Below are 16,751 nucleotides of genomic sequence, written 5' to 3' on the forward strand. Positions count from 1 at the left end.
AAGGTATTTATTTGTAATCGGTTGTGTTTGAGTGTTTTGTATTTGTTGTGTATATTTATAAGTAAAACAGTGATAATCATTGAAATGTGTAACTGAAGAACCAACTGTAATATGTATGGAACAAAATTACGATTTACTAGAACTTATAAATTTTGGAGTATAGGATTTTATGTTTGGGCATTTTTAAGCTGTTTTTGGCTAAATGCCCAAATTAGTTATGAATATTCTACCAACAAAAGTTTTTATCTGGGATCTTACGGACGTGTGGGAGTAGACTGGTCTTTTGAAAATGGCGAATCTATTGGAAGGCGTTTAAACCTTAGCAATATGGGAAGTGTTGGAGGTAGGTTGGAAGAGCAGGATTATTTGGAGTTGGTGCCTAACTTTGTGTTCAGGCCCAAGGCTGGCGATAGTACCACTATCCATGTGCAAATGCGATTGGCTGTTTATACCACTAGTTTGACGTCGATAGGAAATAGCTCCACCACCAGTTTAGGCGGTCTTAACTTTGCCTTACCCGAAATTTATGCAGAAGCCCGAAATATTAAAGGAAAGGATCTAAATATTTGGATTGGTTCTAGATTATACAGAGGTCCTGATGTGCATATAGCCGACCATTATTACTTCAATGACCATTCGGGGCAAGGATTTGGTGTGGGATACAAAAAATCTAGAATGGCGGCTGTGTTTGTAGCATCTGTAGATACCACCTCTACATTACCTCCTTATTTTTATTTGAATATTGAAACCGGGACCCTTAGTGCTGCGCTTAGACAGCGAACCGTGTTAATAGGAGAGCATGATTTTGAATTGAATCAAGACAATAGGATTACGGCGCTGGGAGAAGTCCATTATATGGGAGGCGGTGATGAGGACAATGATTTGACTGAACCTGGTGATGTGGGTGATGCTGTGAATTTTCCATCAGATTATGGTTTGGTATTTGGAGCAAGATACCATAGACGTTTTAGAAAACTTAGGGATGGATCCTTTAACGATTTGGCGGTCAGGTATGGCTCAGGAATTGCCAATGGGGGTGATGGTGGGATATCCAAAACTTGGTATACTTTTGGAGCTCCCGATGCGGATGACTTAAATTTTAGAGGCGCTTATTCATGGTCGGTGGTCAATCAGGCCATGTTGAACATATCAGATTTTTATAGCCTCAATGGGTATTTTATTTTTACACAAAGTAAAGGAGGTGCAGATAGTAATCATATAGCGGAGACTTATTTTGGAAAGGAAGTCTTTAACAGAAAAATAGATATAGCCATTGGTACCCGAAGTGAATTTTTTATTACAGACTATTTTCATCTGCTTGCAGAATTACATTATTCCCAGAGAAAGGATGGCACCAATCCTAATGCCAGTATGACCAAATTTAGTATTGCACCGGTATTTGTTCCCACGGGAGCAAGGGATTTTTGGGCTAGGCCTCACTTTAGGTTTGTGGCCTCTTTTGCCCATTACAACGATTTTGCCAAAGAGAACCTGTATTCTCCTTATTTGCTGTTCACTGGTCCCAAGCGTTGGGGGTATTACTTTGGTGTCAAGGCCGAATGGTGGATTTGGAAATAACTAGTTTAGGCCTTAAAACTGGTTTTCAGTTCAAATAGTAAACTTCTTATTTGTTTTAATTCCAATTATTAACATAAGCGTAACAAAATTAACACTTTAGTGAATTTATCTTAAATATGACTTAAGGTTATTCTTACCTTGCCTTTGTTCATTTGTGAAAACTTTTAAAAAAAACATGAAAATGAACAACTATTACAAATTTGCTTGTGTTGGCCTAGGGCTTTTGTCCTTTGTGTCATGTAATGATGATGACAATTCCAACAATGAGCCAACAAATGAGGTGGTATTACAATCACACTCCCAATCTCCGGTATTATTGGAATTGACTCCAGAGTTTTCAGATGTGAACATTTATAACTTGTTAACATCGGAAGATCAATTGGTAAACACTCCAAATTTTATCTATGGCTCTATGGCAGATGGTGCTGGCCTAATCAAGAATGCAGACGATACTTTCACTTTAATCAATAATATTGAAGCCGATTATGCCATTGCTAGAATTAGTTTGGATGAAACCTTTAAGCCAGTAGGAGGTGAGTACATTTTGAATTCCCAAGCTACTGCTTCTACAGCGCAATGTTCAGGTTCCTTGATCACGCCAGAGGAACATGGTTTTGGACCTTTATATCTGTCAGGTGGTGAATGGGGTGGATCTTCCAACGGGGTATTTTTAACAGATCCTTTTAAAAGTACTGGAGGTGCTTCTACAGCTCAAATGTTGCCAGCTATGGGGCAGTGGTCTACTGAAAATGCTGTAGCTATTGGAAAAGATGCGTACCCAGGGAAAACGGTAGTATTTATTGGAGATGACCATTCAGACAATGCGGTGCCTTCAGGACAGTTGGGAATGTATGTTGGAAACCAAGGAGACTTGGAAGGTGGTTCTTTATACGGACTTAAAGTTACAGATGCTAATGTGACTTTTGAAATGGATATGGTTGAAGGGCAATCGTATGCCATGGAGTTTGTTCAATTGGAAGAAACGCAATTGGATTTGTTGGATGCCGAGGCTAAAAGCAAAGGTGTCATGGGATTCTCTAGATTGGAGGATATTGACTGGAGAAGAGGTTCTGCAGAAAACAATAGAGAGATCTATTTTTGTGTAACAGGACGTAGCAAGCCAGACTTGGAAGGTAAAGGAACTTTCTACGGTCGTGTGTATAAAGTAACCATGAACCCTAACGATCCAACTGGGGCGGGTACTATTACTTGTGTATTGGATGGTGATAAATTAAGCGGAAAAGCAAAATCATTCCACAGTCCTGATAACATTTTGGTAACAGAAAACTACGCGTATATCCAAGAAGATCCAAATGGTTACTACGACACTGCCGATAAAACCCACTACGCTAGATTGTATCAATATAACTTGAATACTGGAGCCTTAAAAGTAGTATTGGAATGTGACCAAGAAACTGCAGAAGGTTTAGGATATGGTTCAGCGACTTCTGCTTGGGAAATTACTGGAATGATTGACATTTCTGAAACTATAGGCAAAGACGACACTTTCTTGGTAATTACTCAAAACCATGGATGGGAACCAGCAGATGGATCGGCATTTACAGATCCAAACGCTGCTCCTGTTGCTGATAGTAGAAAAGAAGGAAGTATGTTATTTGTTGTTGAAGGTTTGGATAGATAATGACAAATTTTTATTTGAAACACATAAAAAAGACACACTATACTTTAGTGTGTCTTTTGTGCATAGTATTGGGGTCTTGCAAAAAGGCAGAAACCCATGAAGCCGTTGAACCCATTGTTACTTTGGAGCGAAGTTATGTGAATACTTTAGGGCGTTGTATCGAGTTTTTGGATTCTACCTTGGCGAGCAGTAACAGAGATTTGATGTTGAAGGGATATTTAAATGCCCGTGAGCAATTTAAAATGGCAGAGCCCATATTGTCTTTTGTAGACAAAGGCAACTACAAGAGTTTGAATGCCCCTAATATTTTAAGTGTCGAGGAAGAAGATGCTACCGATATCAAAATCAACAATCCGTTTGGATTTCAGGTGATGGAAGAGCTGTTGTTTGAAGAACCTTTTGATAAAGTCGAATTTAAAAAGGTGGCCCAACAAACTAGAAACCGATTGGAACTCATCAAACAGAATACACATTTAAAATTGAAGCCGTATCACGTGTTGTGGCTCATTCGTGATGAAGTGGCGCGCATTGCCTTAACTGGAATTACAGGTTTTGATTCGCCTGTTTTGGAAGCTTCCATGAAGGAAAGCATCATTGCCTATGGTAGTTTAAAGGAGTTACTCAATATTTATAAAGATGAATTTGCTTCGGAAGCCTTGTATAATGAGTTTCAAGAAGCTTTCGATAAGGCCATTGTGAATTTGAATGCTGATTTTGAAAGTTTTAACAGGTTCAATTTCATTAAAAACCACACCCATAAACAATTGGAATTGTTGCAACGCACCAAAACCGATTGGGAAGTTGAGTTTCCTTTGGAATTAGCCTTTAACAATGACATGACCTCATTGTTCTCCTCTAGCACCTTCAATATGGATTATTTCTCGGGGTATGTAGAAGTGGATAGTTTGCTCACTTCAAAAATCAGTTTGGGACAACGTTTGTTTAACGATACCAGGTTGTCGAGCGACAATTCTATGAGTTGTGCTACCTGTCACGATAAAAACAAAGCGTTTACAGATGGCTTGAAAGCATTCCCCAAACAGTTGAGAAATACCCCAACATTGACTTATGCGGCTTTGCAAAGAAGCTTTTTTTACGATGGTAGAACAGGGAATCTTGAGGGCCAAATTGTAGATGTAGTGAATAATCAACATGAATTCCATACTAACCTAGACGATTTGAAAGAAGTAGTAAGTGGTGATTCTCTATATGCTGAGCAGTTTTTAAATTTGTATGGTTCAGAAGTTTCGGATCATTCTATAAGAAATGCCATTGCAGTTTATATCAGAAGTCTGAACAAATTCAATTCTAAATTTGATAATAACATCAATGGTTTGGAAAATACCTTGTCTTCGAATGAAGTAAATGGCTTCAACCTGTTTATGGGAAAAGCCAAATGTGCCACCTGTCATTTTGCCCCCGTGTTTAATGGCACCATACCGCCAGATTTCAAACATACTGAATTCGAGCTTTTGGGAGTACCAAAGGACACGCTTCAGGAAACACTTGTAGATAGCGATTTAGGACGTTACAATGTATTCAACACCTTAGAAAAGAAGTATTTTTTCAAAACACCAACCGTTAGAAATAGTTCCAAAACTGCTCCATACATGCACAATGGTGTGTTTGTTAATTTGGAGCAGCTTATGGAATTTTATAATGATGGAGGAGGAGCCGGATTAGGTCTGGAATTGGAATACCAAACCTTGCCTCCCGATGCTCTAGGATTGACCGAAAGCGAAATGAAAGATATCATCAGCTTTATGGAATCATTAGAGGATAGTTAAACTATGATTTTAATAAGAATGATTTCAATTCTTCATACGAAGCAATAGAAGTTGCTCTTTTTTTCTTACTCATTACCTTAAGGATTTGTGGAGGAAGTTCGATGTTTTCTCTGATAACTTCTTCCACAACATCCAAAAATTTGGTTGGGTGGGCTGTTTCCAGAAATACACAATGGGCGTGTGGATGTTCTTTTAAATAGGATTTGCAGGCCAAAAAGCCAACAGCACCATGCGGATCGGCTACATAGCTGTAATCGTTGTAAAGTTCCTTGAGAGCTTCTTTGGTTTCCCTATCGGTAAAGCTATATCCGGATAAATCTTCTTTGAGATTCTTGTAGTTATTCTGATAGATTTCCTCAATTCTAATAAAATTACTAGGGTCTCCCACATCCATGGCATTGCTTATGGTTTGCACGGAAGGTTTGGGATCGTAAATCCCTTCACGCAGATAATCTGTGACTACTTTATTGGCATTGTTGGCAGCTACAAAATGTTGAATAGGAAGGCCTAATTGTTTGGCCATCATACCAGCGCAGATATTTCCAAAATTTCCACTAGGTACTGAAAATACAAGGTCCTTGTGAGTTTTGTATAATGCTTTGTAAGCGAAAAAGTAGTAGAACATCTGCGGAAGCCATCTCGCCACATTAATGGAATTGGCAGAGGTTAACTGCATATGGCTTGTTATGGATTCATCCAAAAAAGCTTGTTTCACCATCGCCTGACAATCGTCGAAAGTACCATCTACTTCTAAAGCTTTGATGTTCTTTTTCAAAGTGGTAAGTTGCTTTTCCTGAATATCACTTACTTTGCCGCTAGGATACAAAATAACGACCTTCACACCGTTAACTCCTAAAAATCCATTAGCAACGGCTCCACCAGTATCGCCAGAAGTAGCGACCAAAACCGTTACTTCATTTGGATTGCTGTCATTGAAATAGCCAAGGCATCTCGCCATAAATCGAGCACCAACATCTTTGAAAGCCATGGTTGGGCCATGGAACAATTCCAAGGACGAAATTTGATTATTGATTTTTACAACTGGAAAATCAAAAGACAATGTTTCTGAGATAATCTCTTTTAAAGTGTCTTCAGGAATTTCGGGGACTACAAATTGTTTGATGGCTTCAAATGCAATGTCCACATCATCCATTTGATCCATCTGCTCAAAAAACGATTTTGGCAATGGTGTTATGGATTCTGGAAAATACAAGCCTTTGTCAGATGCCAATCCTTTGATAACGGCATCCTTGAAGGTGGTTTCTGGGGCTTTTCGGTTGAGGGAATAGTATTTCATAGCAACGTTTTTATTCCTTGGGTGTTAATTTTTGAAACATGTATATTAAAATCCAAGTTGGTTTTGGAATATAAGTCTTCTGCGGCATGTGCCACTTTATTAGCAATATCTTCACCTTTTGACAAAATAAAAATGGAAGGTCCAGACCCTGAGATTCCAGAACCTAGGGCACCATGTTTTTGAGCTAGTGCTTTTACTTCTTGGAAATAAGGTATCAAAGTACTTCTGTAAGGTTCAATAACTACATCGTGAAGTGACTTGCTGATCAATTCATAATCGTTTGTGTGAAGTCCGTGAACCAAACTCCCAAGGTTTGCCCATTGCGTAATGGCCTTCTGTAATGGAATTTCCTTTGGTAAAATGGCTCTGGCCTCAGAAGTTTTGATTTCTATTTGAGGGTGAACTATAGTAGCGTATAATTCATCAGGTGTGGGTATTTCCAAAATTTCCAATGGGTCTACACTTTTTACTAGAGTGAATCCTCCAAAAATGCCAGGCGCAATATTATCGGCGTGTTCACAACCACTTGCCAAAGCTTCTCCTTTCATGGCGAAGTAGGAGAGTTGTGTTTTGTTGTAAGGTTTTCCCAAAAGTTCATTGATAGCATATACACTACCCGAAGCACTAGCGGAACTACTGCCAATACCACTTCCGGGTTTGATGTTTTTGTAGATTTCCATATCGAAACCAAAATCTGGTTTAGCATCTTCCAAAAGGGCCAGAGCGGCAACCCCTGCAACATTTTTTTCAGCCTCAAGCGGTAAATCGTAACCTTCAATTTTGGTAAAGCGAATTCCTTTTTGGGCCGATTTTTTTACAATCATTTCATCTCCAACCGCGTCCAAGCAAAAACCCATGACATCAAAGCCACAGGCTACATTGGCCACCGTTGCAGGTGAAAATATTTTTATTTCGTTTTTCAATATTGGTTCAATTTTTTTTGGCTATTAAAATCAATTCGTTGTCTCCATTCGTTGGGTTGACCAACTGTTCTGTATGTACAATTTTAAAACAATGTTTGGTTAAGATGTTTTTTAAATCCTCTTCTTGGTAATAATGCATGAATAATTTTAGTTCTGGGTAATTCTTAGATCCAGTCCATTGGGATGACTCATAATTTCCTTCAATTGTACTGATGTACAGATATCCATTTTTGGACAGAATTCTGGAACTTTCAGAAATAAGTTGCTCCACATCACCTTTTGAAAGATAAGGGAACAAAAAAGCACACATCATACCATCAAAGACCTCTTGAATACTTTCAAGATCTCGGCAATCCATTACCTCAAAATTTGCTGAGGGTACATTTCTTTCAGCAATGTCAATCATATTAGGCGAGAGGTCTTTTCCTGAAACATTAAAGTTTGGAAATCGCTCCTTAATAAAAAGCGTCACATTGCCAGGTCCGCAGCCCAATTCCAAAATTTTGGAATGTTGATCTTGCAAGAGTTCACAAAACTTAAGGACAGATGGTTCATAGGCTGAAATGTCTCTATACTTTTCATCGTACATGGAAGCACAGTCGTTAAAGACCTTAAACGTCGCTTCCGTTTGGTTAACATCTTTATTTGTTAAGGATTTAGTCATTTCCTGTCCGTATGATATCTGCAAACAAACCTGAAGCGGTCACATCTGCACCGGCACCGGCGCCTTTGATAATCATGGGCTGCTCCAAATAACGGTGAGTGTAGAACATCACGATATTGTCTTTTCCTTCAAGGTTGTAAAATGGATGGCCTTGTGGAATTTCGCGTAAACCTACAGAGGCCTTTCCTTCGTTGAATTCTGCTACATATTTCAATTGACAATTTTTAGTCTTGGCATCGCTATACAATTTTTGAAAATGGGCTTCATCATCAATTAGGGTTTTGTAAAAATCTTCTACCGAGTTACTTTCCAAATTGGCTTTTGTCAAAAAGGAGTTGTTGGTAATGTCTTCCAATTCCATTTTAGCGCCACTTTCCCTAGCTAAAATCAATATTTTTCGGGCAACATCAACACCGCTTAAATCTATTCGCGGATCTGGCTCTGTATACCCCTCGGCTTGTGCCTGTTTTACCACGTCATGAAATTTGGTGGTGTCATTGAAGTTGTTGAATACAAAGTTCAGACTTCCTGAAAGTACCGCCTGTATACTTTTAATTTTATCACCAGAAGCGATTAGATTATTTAAGGTGTCAATAACCGGTAATCCCGCGCCAACATTAGTTTCAAATAATAATGGAGCATTGTACTTCCTTGATAAATTCTTCAGTTCCGAGTAATTCTCGTAAGAACTGGAGCAGGCAATTTTATTGCAAGCCACCACAGCAATACTTTCTTTTAAATATTTGCCATAGAGTTTGGCCACATCTTCACTCGCAGTGACATCCACAAACACACTATTGCGCAGGTTGAGTGATTTTATGCGATTAAAAAAGGAATCCATAGATGCTTTTTCTCCCTTGGCTAGAAGTTCCTTCCATTTAATAAGGGAAATGCCATCTTCATCAAAAATCATGGTTCTGGAGTTGGACAGTCCAACAACCCTTAAATCGATTTTTAGAGTATCCTTTAGGTATTTTTTTTGTTGATTAATTTGTTCCACCAATCGTTCTCCAACATTTCCAACGCCACTAATGAATACATTAAGCTGTTTGGTTTTTACTTCAAAAAAGGCTTCATGTAAGGTGTTAAGGGCCTTTTTAACGTCCTGTTGGGCAATTACTGCAGAAATATTCCTTTCGGAAGCGCCTTGGGCAATAGCCCTTATATTGATATTGTTTTTTCCTAGAGTGCTAAACATTTTTCCGCTAATACCTTGGTGGCTTTTCATATTGTCCCCTACAAGTGCTACAATGGCCAAATCTTTTTCAATAAGAATTGGATTGATTTTCCTCAGCGCTATTTCATACCCAAAATTGAAATCTATGACCTCTTTGGCATGATCGCCATCCGCTTCATCTACTGCAAAACAGATAGTGTGTTCCGATGAGGCTTGGGTAATCAGGATCACATTTATTTTGTTGATTGCCAAAGTCTCGAACAAGCGCTTTGAAAACCCTGGAATGCCCACCATGCTGTTGCCCTCCAAAGTTAAAAGAGCGATATTGTCGATATTGGTGATGCCTCTTACAGTTAATCCATTAGATTGTTCATCGTTGGTAATAAAGGTGCCTGGAGCATCAGGTTCCATAGTGTTTTTGATGACAATTGGAATATTCTGAATCAATACCGGTTGAATGGTAGGCGGGTACAGCACCTTGGCTCCAAAATGCGAGAGTTCCATAGCTTCTTGATAAGATAGCTTTTCAATAGGATGCGCTTGTTTTACCAATTTTGGATTGGCAGTGTACATGCCGCTTACATCGGTCCAAATTTCCAATTGTTCAGCTTCAATGGCAGTAGCTACAATCGCAGCCGTAAAGTCCGAACCTCCACGTCCCAAAGTGGTAGCTTCACCATGTTCGGAGGATGCTATGAATCCCGGAAGAACAGTAATGCGCTGCTTGGCTGATTTAAAATATTCCTGAACTTTTGGTAAGGTCAGTTCATAAATAACATCGGCTTTTGTAAAGTTGTTATTGGTAATAATAAAGTCCCTACTATTTTTTCTTAGGGCATCCAATCCTTTACTTTTTAGGGTTTCGGTAATGATAAAAGAGGAGAGGAGTTCTCCAAATCCAACTAATTTATCGGAGGTTTTTGGAGAGAGCTCGTTGATAAGGAAAATACCGTCCAAAAGACTTTTTAAAGCACTCAGGATCTCTTCAAGTTGGCTTACCACTTTAGAATCAGCCTTTGGAATTAATTCCGATAGGAGTTCCAAGTGCAGTGCTTTTATTGCTTCATATTCCGCCTTAAAACTTTCATCCTTATTTTGGGCCAGTTTCCCTACAATAATGAGTTTGTCTGTAACTCCTCCAACAGCCGAAACTACACAAACTAATGGTTCAGTTTTGGCATAGTTTTCAAGGATATTTATGACCTTGTTTATGTTTTCTGCAGAACCTACGGAAGTTCCTCCAAATTTTAATACATTCATTTTTAATCAGTTTTGATTGCGGTATGGATTTTAGACTTTTGGTGCTTTGGCAGCACATTGTGTACGGAGAGAATATAATTAACAACCCAAACGGGTTGTAATACCAAAAATGAAATGAATAGTAGCAATTGCCCCAATAAAAACCGGAGCGTCAATGGTGTTACTATTTAATGCTAACTTCGTATTCATATGCCTATCAAATGTATTATTTTTACTTTAATTAAAAAACTATTTCATTCTTTTTAGTGAATTAACAATAAACACTCTAAGTTTTTATTTAAAACAGAATTGAAGTGAGAAATTCTGTAGTTGAAAAACAAATTGTGTAATGCTAGCAAGAAGATGACTTTTAAAATATTAGCGGAATAATGAAAATACTTTCAAAAGAACAAGTCTATGAAGGAGATAGACTTACGGCCGAGCGCCAAAATATAAGTTCTACCGAGTTAATGGAACGTGCAGCCACTAAAATTTTTTATTGGATCCATAGCAGATTGCAGGGGCAGCCTATTCCTATTCATGTATTTTGTGGAATTGGAAACAATGGAGGAGACGGTTTGGTGTTGTCCAGGCACTTAATCAATCATGGATATAATGTGAATACTTACGTTGTTAATTATAGTGATAAACGCTCCAAGGATTTTTTAATCAATTACGAACGTATTAAACAAACGTCCAAAAACTGGCCGTTGCTGTTGAATGAAGAAGATGAACTTCCTAAAATTACTCCTGATGCCATTATAGTGGATGGTGTTTTTGGTATTGGCTTAAACCGGCCAGCGGATGATTGGGTCAAGAAGCTTTTTCAGCATATGAGAGCCTCAAAGGCTTTTACCTTGGCTATTGATATTCCTTCTGGCCTATATACGGATCATGTTCCTGAGGATGAAAATGGGGTGGTTTGGGCCAATTATACCTTGAGTTTCCAAACTCCCAAATTGGTCTTCTTTTTACCGGACACTGGTAAGTTTACTACAGAGTGGGAAGTGTTGGACATTGGCATAGATCCATCTTATTTGCAGGGGGTAAAAACAGAGGCAGAACTTATCGGGAAATTTGAAATGTTGTCGGTGTATCAGCCTAGAGATAAATTTTCCCATAAAGGTAGTTTTGGACATGCATTGATTGTTGGGGGAAGTTATGGCAAGATTGGCGCTGTAATTTTAGCTAGTAGGGCAGCCCTAACTGCCGGAGCAGGTTTAATAACGGCTTATGTGCCAAAATGTGGTTATATACCAATACAGGCTTCATTTCCTGAGGCCATGGTGATTACGGATAATGAAGAAGACTTTATTTCAAATATTTCTTTTGAACAGAAACCTTCAGCCATTGGTTTTGGTGTGGGAATTGGAACGGACAAAAAAACGCTAATTGCTTTTGAAGCCTTTTTGAAACAATATAAGGGGAGATTGGTTATTGATGCTGATGGGATCAATATGTTGGCAAATAATAAGGAATTGTTGGATTTACTTCAGCCACAAACCATTTTAACACCACACCCAAAAGAACTTAAACGACTAATTGGAGATTGGAAAGACGATTTTGAAAAATTGGAAAAAGTAAAATCATTTTCCTTAAAATACGACCTTATTATAGTGATAAAGGGAGCCAATACTGTTACAGTGTATAAAGATCTTTTATATGTCAATTCCTCTGGAAATCCGGGCTTGGCTACAGCAGGTTCAGGAGATGTGTTGACAGGCGTCATTACGGGGATGCTTTCTCAAGGGTATGATCCTTTGACAGCAACTTTATTTGGTGTTTATTTACATGGGAAAGCGGCCGATATTGCTGTTTTGGATTTGGGATATCAAGCACTTACGGCAAGCTTGGTAATAGATGCTTTGGGAGAAGCTTATTTGGATTTATTTAAGCAGCCCAATGTGGAAGAGCAAGAAAAACAATAGAGGGGAAGCCTAACATAAAAAAGGCCCACGTGTTTAAAGTGGGCCTTTTCTATATTTAGGAACATTTTATTAAATGTCTAATTCATTAAATAATTCAACTAGTCCAGCACTAGAAGGTCTAGGAGCGTCTGGTGTGACAATATTACCTTGTGGATCGATTAAGATAAATCTAGGAATGCCGTTGATTTTGTAGTTTTGAACAAAATCTGATTTCCATCCTTTGTCAGCCAATAGTTGAATACCTCCCAATTCTTTATCAGATACCATTTTTTTCCAACCCTCTTTGGCAGCAGCCGCAGCGGCTTCAGGAGTTTCTCCTTTAAAACCTCTTCCGTCATCTACAGAAATACTCACAAATTGAATGTTTTTATCCTGGTATTCCTCTTCAATACGCTTTAGGTGAGGGATTTCAGCTTTACAAGGTCCACACCAAGTAGCCCAAACGTCGACATATACATACTTACCTTTTAAATCACTTAAAGAGGTAGTACCTCCTTTATGGTTTTCAAAATTGTCAAAAACTGGGGACGGACTTCCTTGAGGCAATTCTTGCTTTAAAGTGATGGAGCTTGCTAAATATCGGTGGTAAGATTTAAGCATTGGATCCACATTTTTTATGGCATCAGCAACGATTGTGGAGTCCACTGTGGCATCTGATTTATAAAACGAAGTCAATTCACTTTTTATGGATTCTATGGATTTATCCAAAGCTTCCATATTATCCAATTTGCCTAACTTGTCAAGATCAAGTAATTCTTCTTCCTTAAGGGACTTTTTAGCTAAAAAATTACTGTTTTCAGCTCCTTGACCAGAATATGTGATTGTTTCATCAAATTGGTTGGTATCCAAGGTCAGTTTGATGTCGTATCCATTTTTAAGGTATAACGTGGTACTTTCTGCCCCGTCAAATAAGCTGTACACTCCAGCATCTAATTTAAGCGTGTCACTGAAGGTTCCATCTGCAGCTACTTCAATGGTTTTTGAGTAAGAACGATTTCTAACAATAAGGGAGTCGCTATTGGGCTTTGTAATTTGTCCTGAGAACGTGACGTAATCTTTAGGTGGTTCTTCTTGCTTACAAGCAAATGCAGAAGCAATAAGTAAAAGGGCCAATGTTTTCTTCATGATAAAGTTTTTGTGTTTATCCAAAAATAATAGAAATATGTTTTCTCGTATGCGATTTAATCAATTATTAACAATTAAAATTGGTTTTAATGGGAGGTTTTTTAGGTGGACAAATAATAAGTTAAGGGAACATCTTAAAATTATTTATGCAAAAACTAGAAAGTTTAATGTTGGTGTTAACTTGTTGTAAATTAAATGTTAGCGGTTTTTTTATTGATGGGAAAGGATGTCGTTTGTCGATGTTTTTTACACAGAAATTTCTTTCCAATCCGACAAAAAGCAAAAAAGTTTGGTTAACGGTTTAAATGCAAAAAAAATCTTAAAATTATTTGTAACTAATTACCTAATCGTCTATTTTTGAATAAAGGATATTAATCTTTTTTGAGGTTATATAGTATCTTTATTCAACTTGAATTCCATTTGTTATGGGTTTAGGATGATTACTTTCCAAAAATTGTTTAATAGCAGAACAATTGATTTTTAGCACTTTTAATGGTTGTTTTTGAATGAAAATTCAAAGGCATTTTTTCAGGTTTTGGCGATTGTTTAACTGTCGCTAGGACTATTTAGTTTGTGCCCTCATCTCTATTCGTTTTTAAGCCTTCACTTCTGTTTATGGTTGGCATACCGCCATGTGTTTAAAAAATTAATTAAAACCAAATGTTATGTTTATGAACAATTTTACCCGTAGTAATGGATTTCCCCATTTTTGGAAGTCTGTTGCGAATTTATCGTGTTGTAGCATTGGCTTCATGAAAAAACGGAATTTGAGCATTAAGGCCTTTTTAGGTTTTATAATGCTCTTTTTGTTTTCTATGAATTCGGTCTACAGTCAGTCGGCCGAGAGGTCCGTCTATTACAACCTATGTATGGATGAGGTGTCAACAGTAGCTTTAACTGTTGAGGATGTAGAGCAATTGTATAGCATCCAATGTGATGGTGAAACAGATGTCAATCTGACAATTGAAACTGAGCCTGGATCAACAGATTGCGATTGGACCGTAATCTATGAGTTTTCCATTCTATGCGATGGAGAGTTTTTGGCAGAGTTAAAAGCAATTTACTCAGGAGGGGATCAAACACCTCCAGTTATTGATGTTGAAGATATTTCAACCTCTTGTGGTTCATTAGGAGAAATTCCTGAACCTTCTGTTTCAGATTGTTCTGATGTCACCTTGACCTATGAGGATACTGGAGCAATTGAGGGTTGTTCCGGAACTATTGTAAGAACATGGACGGCTACTGATGAATGTGGAAATTCAAGTTCTGCCGAACAAATCATTATGGTGGAGGAACCTCCAATGCCTGTTTTTAATGCGGTTGAAGATTTGGTATTTACTTGTGAAGAAGTAGCAGATTTTGTACCAGAAAATTTGGGATATTCTAACGGGGAAACTGGTGAATGTGAAATATCTGGAGAAGTGGAGCCTGTGATTTCTGGAGATTATACTCGATGTGGAGGGTGGTTATATGTGGATTGGGAATTTACAGATGAATGTGGAAGAACTATTACTACGAAGCAGGTGATTCAAATAACAGGTAACACGACACCAGTTTTGATTTTACCAGAACTCCCAAGCTCGCTAAACTGTGATGAAGTGGATAGTTTTGTGCCGGGAGATGCCAGTTTTTCTAACGAAGCAGAAGGTATTTGCTTAATTGAAGGAGGTAATATCTCCCCAGAAATAACTGCTGATTATAATAGTTGCGAAGGTGGAACTATTACTTTGGTTTATTCTGGGGTTGCGGCATGTGGCTTGGTAATGGAGCCTGTTTCGCATATAATAGAGGTTTTACCTGCTCCAGAAGCGGAATTAACTGTTCCTGAATTACCAACTAGTGTTAGCTGCTCTGAAGCAGGTGACATTATTTTGGATGATGCTACCTATAGCAACGGATTGGAAGGTGATTGTGCTGTTGAGGGAAGTTTACCGCCAACGGTAATGTCCAATTATGCTTTGTGTGGAGGAGAGATAACTGTAATATATACCGGAGAAGATTCTTGCGGAAGACCATTGGAATCCCAAGAGTATACCATTATGGTGGAGCCTGCTCCTGCTCCAGAATTTCCAGTTGTGGCAAACGAAACAATAACATGTGAGGAGGCTTCGACTTATGTTGCAGGAACTTTGTCCTATACTAATAATGGAGATTCAAAGGCTTGTTATATTGGAGGTCAAGTAGATGGTGTATTGACAGGAGAATTTGATGAATGTGGAGGAACATTATATGTTAATTGGACATATACGGATGAGTGTCAAAATACAATTACTGCAATGAAAACAGTTACGGTGATGCCGGCTCCAATAGCTACGGTAACACCTCCTGATTTTCCAGAGAGTATAGCTTGTGACGAAGCTACAGATTTTGAGGCAGGAGTTGCAACCTATAGCAATGGTCTAGAAGGTGATTGCTCTGTTATGGGGACTCTTAATCCTGAAGTATCTGTAAATTATGGAGTTTGTGGAGGGACTATTTCTGTGAGTTATAATAGTGAAGATTCATGCGGTAGAGTACTTTCAGCAGGACCTTTTACGATTTCTGTAGAACCAGCTCCAAAACCAGAGTTTCCAATTGTAGCAGATGAAACCATTACTTGTAGTGAAGCTGCAGACTATACGGCGGGAACTATGTCATATACGAACAATGCAGATACTAAAGGATGTTATATTGGAGGACAAGTTACGGGTACTCTGTCTCCTGATTATGATGAATGTGGTGGAGTTATTATAGTAAACTGGACTTATACAGATGAGTGTGGGTATTCAATTACTGCAGATAAAACCGTAACTGTTTTGCCTGCTCCAGCTCCAGTATTTGATCCTGTGGAAGATTTAGAAATTTTATGTGAGAACTTTGATTTTTATGAGCCAACTAGCTTAGGCTACTCCAATGGGGATTCTGGTGATTGTGAAATTAGTGGAGAAGTTTTAAGTGAAGTGGAGCCTTTTGAAGGTGGTTGTGGTGAGTTTGAAGAAACTTGGACTTATACCGATAATTGTGGAAGAACCATAACAACTTCAAGAACAATTAATGTAACAGCACCAGAGGTTTCCTTCAATGCACCAGACGATTATACAATGGCAGCATGTTCTGACCAGGCTTCCGTAGACCAGGCGTTTGCCGAGTGGGTTGCCCTGGGCAGCATCACGGGTGGCTGTAACCTGATGGTTGAAGTGACCAATCCGGGGGCACCTGATGCCTGTGGTGGTTCAACCGAAGTAATCTGGACAGCTACCAGCGACTGTGGGGCACCGTTATTGCTGAGTTCGACCTTTACGGTAGAGCCTGCACCAGAGGTTTCCTTCAATGCACCAGACGATTATACAATGGCAGCATGTTCCGACCAGGCTTCCGTAGACCAGGCGTTTGCCGAGTGGGTTGCCCTGGG

9 protein-coding genes and 1 pseudogene are annotated in these 16,751 nt (G+C 38.7%); 5 read left to right on the plus strand and 5 right to left on the minus strand.

The genetic code is table 11. The features are described from left to right. Nucleotides 1-111: 111 nt before the first annotated feature. From ZA05_RS15745 to ZA05_RS15755, 3 genes are all read left to right on the plus strand, one after another. Nucleotides 112-1,578, plus strand: coding sequence for a carbohydrate porin (locus ZA05_RS15745; RefSeq protein ID WP_053992650.1), 1,467 nt, complete (start codon nt 112-114; stop codon nt 1,576-1,578). A 181-nt stretch (nt 1,579-1,759) separates the two neighbouring features. Next, complete coding sequence (locus ZA05_RS15750; protein ID WP_157514731.1) at nt 1,760-3,220, plus strand: alkaline phosphatase PhoX; 1,461 nt, start codon at nt 1,760-1,762, stop codon at nt 3,218-3,220. A gap of 14 nt (nt 3,221-3,234) precedes the next feature. Next, the gene (locus ZA05_RS15755; protein WP_231632507.1) at nt 3,235-5,007 is read left to right on the plus strand and encodes a cytochrome-c peroxidase; all 1,773 of its coding nucleotides are present in this window, start codon (nt 3,235-3,237) and stop codon (nt 5,005-5,007) included. A 1-nt stretch (nt 5,008) separates the two neighbouring features. Here ZA05_RS15755 and thrC read toward each other — a convergent pair whose 3' ends face one another. Genes thrC through thrA form a run of 4 tightly spaced genes read right to left on the minus strand, consistent with a single transcriptional unit; the run spans nt 5,009 to nt 10,328 of the window. Continuing rightward, nucleotides 5,009-6,304: a threonine synthase gene (gene thrC / locus ZA05_RS15760; protein WP_053992653.1), complete on the minus strand. Its 1,296-nt coding sequence runs from the start codon at nt 6,302-6,304 to the stop codon at nt 5,009-5,011. Next, entirely contained in the window at nt 6,301-7,227 is a 927-nt protein-coding gene (locus ZA05_RS15765; RefSeq protein ID WP_053992654.1) for a homoserine kinase, read from the minus strand. Before ZA05_RS15765 ends, thrC begins: the two co-directional genes overlap by 4 nt. 7 nt (nt 7,228-7,234) lie before the next feature. Further along, on the minus strand, nt 7,235-7,891 hold the full coding sequence (locus ZA05_RS15770; protein WP_053992655.1) for a class I SAM-dependent methyltransferase: 657 nt from the start codon (nt 7,889-7,891) through the stop codon (nt 7,235-7,237). Next, complete coding sequence (gene thrA, locus ZA05_RS15775) at nt 7,884-10,328, minus strand: bifunctional aspartate kinase/homoserine dehydrogenase I (protein ID WP_053992656.1); 2,445 nt, start codon at nt 10,326-10,328, stop codon at nt 7,884-7,886. Before thrA ends, ZA05_RS15770 begins: the two co-directional genes overlap by 8 nt. A gap of 368 nt (nt 10,329-10,696) precedes the next feature. On the opposite strand from thrA, the gene ZA05_RS15780 reads away from it, so the two are divergent. Continuing rightward, nucleotides 10,697-12,235: a bifunctional ADP-dependent NAD(P)H-hydrate dehydratase/NAD(P)H-hydrate epimerase gene (locus ZA05_RS15780; RefSeq protein WP_053992657.1), complete on the plus strand. Its 1,539-nt coding sequence runs from the start codon at nt 10,697-10,699 to the stop codon at nt 12,233-12,235. Nucleotides 12,236-12,304: 69 nt separating this feature from the next. Here ZA05_RS15780 and ZA05_RS15785 read toward each other — a convergent pair whose 3' ends face one another. Further along, on the minus strand, nt 12,305-13,360 hold the full coding sequence (locus ZA05_RS15785; RefSeq protein WP_053992658.1) for a redoxin family protein: 1,056 nt from the start codon (nt 13,358-13,360) through the stop codon (nt 12,305-12,307). Nucleotides 13,361-14,112: 752 nt separating this feature from the next. On the opposite strand from ZA05_RS15785, the pseudogene ZA05_RS15795 reads away from it, so the two are divergent. Next, nucleotides 14,113-16,751 (plus strand): annotated as a pseudogene (locus ZA05_RS15795) (hypothetical protein); the annotation flags it as partial.

This window comes from Mangrovimonas sp. TPBH4 (genome assembly GCF_001280505.1).
Classification (GTDB): domain Bacteria; phylum Bacteroidota; class Bacteroidia; order Flavobacteriales; family Flavobacteriaceae; genus Mangrovimonas_A.

Coding starts and splice junctions, on each gene's coding strand:
- ZA05_RS15745 (WP_053992650.1), top strand. CDS start 112: ATGTATGGAACAAAATTACGATTTACTAGAACTTATAAATTTTGGAGT.
- ZA05_RS15785 (WP_053992658.1), bottom strand. CDS start 13,360: ATGAAGAAAACATTGGCCCTTTTACTTATTGCTTCTGCATTTGCTTGT.
- ZA05_RS15750 (WP_157514731.1), top strand. CDS start 1,760: ATGAACAACTATTACAAATTTGCTTGTGTTGGCCTAGGGCTTTTGTCC.
- ZA05_RS15770 (WP_053992655.1), bottom strand. CDS start 7,891: ATGACTAAATCCTTAACAAATAAAGATGTTAACCAAACGGAAGCGACG.
- thrC (WP_053992653.1), bottom strand. CDS start 6,304: ATGAAATACTATTCCCTCAACCGAAAAGCCCCAGAAACCACCTTCAAG.
- thrA (WP_053992656.1), bottom strand. CDS start 10,328: ATGAATGTATTAAAATTTGGAGGAACTTCCGTAGGTTCTGCAGAAAAC.
- ZA05_RS15780 (WP_053992657.1), top strand. CDS start 10,697: ATGAAAATACTTTCAAAAGAACAAGTCTATGAAGGAGATAGACTTACG.